5 protein-coding genes and 1 pseudogene are annotated in these 5,026 nt (G+C 62.7%); all 6 read right to left on the minus strand.

Annotation, left to right across the window (positions count from 1 at the left end; genetic code table 11):
• Positions 1–310, minus strand: a pseudogene (locus Q0J81_RS10510) (acetyl-CoA carboxylase carboxyl transferase subunit alpha/beta); the annotation flags it as partial.
• Between the two features lie 33 nt (positions 311–343).
• Positions 344–1,765, minus strand: coding sequence for a biotin carboxylase N-terminal domain-containing protein (locus Q0J81_RS10515; RefSeq protein WP_294447734.1), 1,422 nt, complete (start codon positions 1,763–1,765; stop codon positions 344–346).
• An 859-nt stretch (positions 1,766–2,624) separates the two neighbouring features.
• Positions 2,625–3,101, minus strand: a complete 477-nt coding sequence (locus Q0J81_RS10520) for a hypothetical protein (RefSeq protein WP_294447736.1) — start codon at positions 3,099–3,101, stop codon at positions 2,625–2,627.
• A gap of 102 nt (positions 3,102–3,203) precedes the next feature.
• Complete coding sequence (locus Q0J81_RS10525; RefSeq protein ID WP_294447738.1) at positions 3,204–3,356, minus strand: hypothetical protein; 153 nt, start codon at positions 3,354–3,356, stop codon at positions 3,204–3,206.
• A 56-nt stretch (positions 3,357–3,412) separates the two neighbouring features.
• Positions 3,413–3,739 carry a hypothetical protein gene (locus tag Q0J81_RS10530; protein ID WP_294447739.1) on the minus strand — a complete coding sequence of 109 codons (327 nt, stop codon included), beginning with the start codon at positions 3,737–3,739 and terminating at the stop codon, positions 3,413–3,415.
• 831 nt (positions 3,740–4,570) lie between these two features.
• A partial coding sequence (locus tag Q0J81_RS10535; protein WP_294447741.1) for an HAD-IA family hydrolase occupies positions 4,571–5,026 on the minus strand: 456 nt, incomplete at its 5' end.

Below are 5,026 nucleotides of genomic sequence, written 5' to 3' on the forward strand. Positions count from 1 at the left end.
CGGTGTAGTTGTCGTAGACGCTTTCCAGAATGTCGCACAGGCAGATGCGGTGAGGATGGCGCACGATGCGCACCTTGTCCATGGGGGTGAGCTTGTCTTCAAGCTTGCACTCCATGAAGAAGAACAGATCCTCGAGGGAGGTCATTTCGGCCTGCGCCTCTTCGGCGGAGCAGGTTTCGAGCTTGCGGCGGATGTCGGCAAGACGGGTCTCAAGAAGCGCGATGTCCTCCTCGTGCTTTCCGGGGAAGATATCCTTGAGATAACACAGTCTGTCGGCAAGCTGATGCAGTTGCTTTTCCCATTCCATCATAAAAACATATCCCTTCCTGACAAGAACAGGAAACTAGAAACGCAGCATGCGCTCCGTTTTTTTCTTGAGAAATTCCACGTTGGACTTCAACGGTTCGCCCTTGCCGTCGTGCCCCTCAAGGCGGAGCGTGTCGAGGAAGGCGAGGCCGTGGGCGGACACTTCGGCCAGATCCCTGCCCCAGATGATGGCAAGAGCAAGGTTGGGGTCGAACTCGGTGGGAATGGTGTAGGGATGCTCCGGAGAGGCGGGCGGAACGTGCGTATGCACGCGGCACCATTCATGCTCGTCCCAGCTGAAGCGGTCGATGTCGCCCACCCAGGGGGCAAAGCCGTTGTCCGGGTCTTCGGCAATGATGCGGTACTCGACGCCCACGCCGTTAAAGGTGATGTCGTCCTGCGTGTAGCCGAGCGGCTCGCCGAGGCCGGTGCGGATCTGTTCGGCGATGAGGTCGACTTCCTTGCCCTTCACGCGGCTGATGGCGGCGGACACGCCGTTTTCCACCTGAATTCGGGTGTTCACTTCCATGAGGAAGGGCTGACCGTCGCGGGTGACTATCCATTCCCAGGTGCCCACGCTGTCGTAGCCCACCTTGCGGGCCATGTTGAGCGAGTGCATGACGATCTCGTCGAGAAGCGCCGCGGCGTCGAAGTCGTACTTGATGGACGAGGGATCGAAGCCGGGAGCCACTTCCAGACGCTTCTGGCGTCCGGTGGACTGGATGGAGCAGTTGCGGGTGCCGAAATGCACGGGATGACGGCCCGTGCGGTCGGAGAGCACCTGCACTTCAAGATGGTTGAAGTCCTTGATGCGCTGTTCGATGAGCACGCCCTCGTCCTTGAACTGACGCATGGCGTAGTTGCGGATGCGGCGGTACACCTGACGGAACATGTCGATGTCGTACACTTCCTCGATGCCCATGCCGCCGCCGCCCGCAGAAGCCTTGACGAGCACGAGCGGACGGGCAATGCCCTGCTGCATCTGAAAGTCAAAGAGCGAACGGGCGATCTTTTCGGCCTCAAGCTCGTCGTAGATGGGCCTGTCGGAACCGGGCACCGTGGGCACGCCGAGCGAACGGGCAAGACGCTTGGTGTTGATTTTGTCGCCGAGGTCGCGGATGACGCGCCACGAAGGACCGAGGAAAATGAGCGGACGCTCGCGTTCGGTCACTCTGCGGGCGAAGCGAAAGTCTTCGGCGAAGAAGCCGTAGCCGGGATGCACGGCCGTGGCGCCGGATTCGTCGGCCACGCTCAGAAGCTCGTTGGCGTCGTGGTAGGAAGAAATGCGGTACAGGCTCTTTTCGCCGCCGATCTCACGGGCCAGCGCCACGTGACCGGAACAGACGTCTTCCGCGGTATGAACGCACACGAAGTCGAGCCCGAGCTTCACGCATGCCTGAATGATGCGAACCGCGATTTCGCCGCGGTTGGCAATGAGCACTTTATGCTTTTTATTCACGCCATTTCCTTATTGCAAAGGGGAAAAGGCCATAAGACCATGGTATAATGTAACAAAGAGACAAGGCGATCCTCTCCTCCCGCCTTGTCCGACACATAACGCAACAGGCGCAGCGCGCCCGCCGACTCCCGATTCCTCCGGGGAATCGGACGTTCCGACCGCAGACTGCGGCCGCCATTTGTGGGGCGATTATACCCCGCAGACAGAAAGAATCAAGTCCCCCTTCCTTAAATGCTCTCTTATTTACGGATAGGGAGAAAAATGAACCACGGGAACCAGAGAAAAACCCTTTGAAAAGGCCTTTTCCCCCTTCCCCCGCCGCCCTCTTTCCGAACCGTTTTATTTTTTTCGACGGCCCGTCTGCACGGGCGAGAGGAAAAAAGAGCCGGGACGAGGGAACGCGACGGCGGGAGCACGACACGCGGGGTGGCGACACGAGGGGATGCGACACGCGGGGAGGGCGCACGACGGAGGGGCGGCTCCATGTTCACGCGCAGAGGCCACGGAATGCGGCTCGTTGCCCTTCGCCAAAAAGGGGGAAACTCGCGGGCCCTCCGGCCTTTTTCCGAAGGCAGGAACACGCGCAAAAGGGCGCGCCTCTTTCAGGATTCAGGGGAACGCGCATGACTTTTCGGACGGGTCAGAAATGCGGGACAGGGAACGTCGCGGGACTTCTGTCCCTTCACGGAGAAGGGCCTGTCCCTCCCTTCCCGGGGGCATCCGGGGGCCGACCGGGGGCATCCGGACTCCGACCGGGGCTTCGCCCCGTCCTGAGCGCAAAAAACGCGGCGGGGCTCTCCCTGCCGCGCCCGGACGGCACACGCTCCGGATTCACGTCAGCGGCCCGCGCCGCAGCACGTCATGTTCCGGAACGGCGCGGCGGACAGCCGCGGATGACGCAGGACGTGTACGGACTCGCCTGAACGCCGGGCGTCCGGAGGCGGCAGTCTGCCTGTACCGGCACGCGCGCGGGCCTATCGTCTTCCCCGCAGCACGTAAAGCGCGAGCAGGCACAGCACCACGATGACGCCGCCCCGCACAGCCGAAGGCAGCTCCACATGCGGGCAAGCACAAATTCCACAAACAGCGCCGCCGTTACCAGCGCCACGGCGGCAAGCTGCCGTGCATGATTTTTTCTGCGCGTCGTTTCGGCGGCCCGTTCGCGGCGAGCCCGGAGTTCTGCCTGCGCCGGGGTGTCGACGAGCCCGCGCCTTGTCAGCTCCTGCGCGCGCAGCGCCGCCGCCTCCGGCGTGAGCTTCGCCGGATCAAGCGCTGCAAGGTCGTCATCCGTCATGGCCGCATAGCGTTCGGCAATCTGCTGTTCCGTGACTTTCATGCTCTCTCTCCGCTCCTTTCCGTGCAGACCCGCTGCCCTCCTGCCCGTGCCGTACAAAACGACGGCCCGACCCCGAAGGCCGCCCTTCGCCCCGCAATGCCGTCACTCATGCATGCCGTCCCTTCGGAACGAGAACTCTTCCTTCGGCCCGGCGTTTCCGAAAAAATCCGCGTCCGTGCGGTCCCACTCCCGGATCAGCCCGGCAAGCGCCACGCAGCGGTTCAGCGCATCCTCAAAGCCGTCCAGAGAAGACATGACCGTCCGGGAGTCTCCGGCTCCGGCATCGACATCCACGCGCAGCAGGGAACCGTTTACAGCCTCATAAAAAAACTTGTTGCGGAACTCTCCCCGCATTTCAATGATAAGTGCGTCGCCCTCAGGTAAACGTCAAATTTCACGCCGTATATTTTGCCTCTGTCCACGCGCATCCATCCGAAAAGGGACACCTCCGTCCTGCCCTCCATCCAGACCTTCATGGCGTCGGACGCCTCGCCCATCATGAAGATGCTCCAGCCCACGCCCTGCGCGTCGGGCTCCATGTCCAGAGTCAGCATGGTGTCGTCCGTCGCCGTGCACATACGCGCCACCGCATACGACTCTTCCGCCAGCACCGAGGACATCCAGCCCCTGTGCGTCATGTCTGAAACTCTTCCGCGCCCTCAGCCGCACGCGAAACGCAAAACGCCAGCAACACCGCGACAGCAACGGCAATCCCGTTCTTCTCATCCCTTCCCCATGATGCCCGTACAGACTTCCACAGCATAGCGAAAAAGCGACCGCCGCAAAAGCCCCTTACCGCGCAAGGAGCACCGCCGTCGTCCGAATGAAGCCCGAGTGCCGCGAGCGCCCGTCTGCCCCGGACACGCTGTACGGACGCGGGACTTGTACGGTGGTCATTTCATTTAACGGCGGAAGTGAATTCCGCCTGTTCATGACCACCGGCCGGGCTCCTGACGTCGCCCGGGGCCCCAGAGCGTTGAGAGACGACTGTTCTTTACTAACGACGGCTTTCCAGAGCGTTGAAAAAACGACTGTCTTTTGTCTGCGAAGGTTTCCCAGAGCTTCGAGCCTCCGCTCTCCCTTAAAAATCTGGAAATCTCATCCAACCACACCGATGTGACCGCGAAGCGGAAACATCGGTCGGCCAGCCGCAGGCGGGCGCAGCCGCGCACGCCTGCACTGAGATTGCAGCCCGAAACGTGCCTTGCCGAGCCTTCCGGCCTTTGCGTCACGCTCCTCTGCCCTTTCCGTCTTTTCAGAGCCCGACATCCGGCATCCGCACGAGTCCGCCGCGCGGCGCAGCCGCAAGGCGAAACAGGGGGGGCGGGGGGAATTATTTCCCCCGCATGCCTTTCGGGGGCCCGGGGGGACTCCCCCGGCGGGGTGCGGGGCGGTGCCCCGCTGCTCTTGCCTGCCCCCTTCCTCTCCCGCCTCTCCCGCCTTTTCCGCGTTTTCTGCCTTTCCTGCCTTTATTCCAGAGCGGCGACAAGTTCTTCGGGGGAGGTTATGAAGCGGGAGGCGCCGGAGGAAGCGAGGTGTTCTCTGGTACGGAAGCCCCAGGTGACGGAGAGGCAGGGGACGCCGGCGTTGGCGGCGGTTGCTATGTCGACTTCGGAGTCGCCGACGTAGAGGGTGGAGCTTTTGGCGGCTCCGAGTTCCCGCATGGCTTCGAGGAGGCTGTCGGGGGCGGGCTTGCGGCGCACGCCTTCGCGTTCGCCGAGGGCCGCGCCGAAGAGTCCCGTGAAGTAGACGCGGTTCATGTCCTTGACTTCGGGGTCGGGCTTGTTGGACACGATGCCGAGTTTCAGGCCGCGCGCGGCGAGGGCGCGCACGGCGTCCATGATGCCGGGGTACGGGCGGGTATGGTCGCGGCAGTGCACGGCGTAGTGGGCGCGGAAGCGGGCGAAGGCGGCCTCGAAGTCCGG

It is taken from the genome of uncultured Mailhella sp. (genome assembly GCF_944324575.1).
In the GTDB taxonomy this organism is placed as follows: Bacteria; Desulfobacterota; Desulfovibrionia; order Desulfovibrionales; family Desulfovibrionaceae; genus Mailhella.

Bases quoted from the DNA above. Each gene is read 5' to 3' on its own strand.
- Q0J81_RS10520 (WP_294447736.1), bottom strand. From the start codon at position 3,101: ATGAAAGTCACGGAACAGCAGATTGCCGAACGCTATGCGGCCATGACG.
- Q0J81_RS10525 (WP_294447738.1), bottom strand. From the start codon at position 3,356: ATGTCTTCTCTGGACGGCTTTGAGGATGCGCTGAACCGCTGCGTGGCG.
- Q0J81_RS10530 (WP_294447739.1), bottom strand. From the start codon at position 3,739: ATGACGCACAGGGGCTGGATGTCCTCGGTGCTGGCGGAAGAGTCGTAT.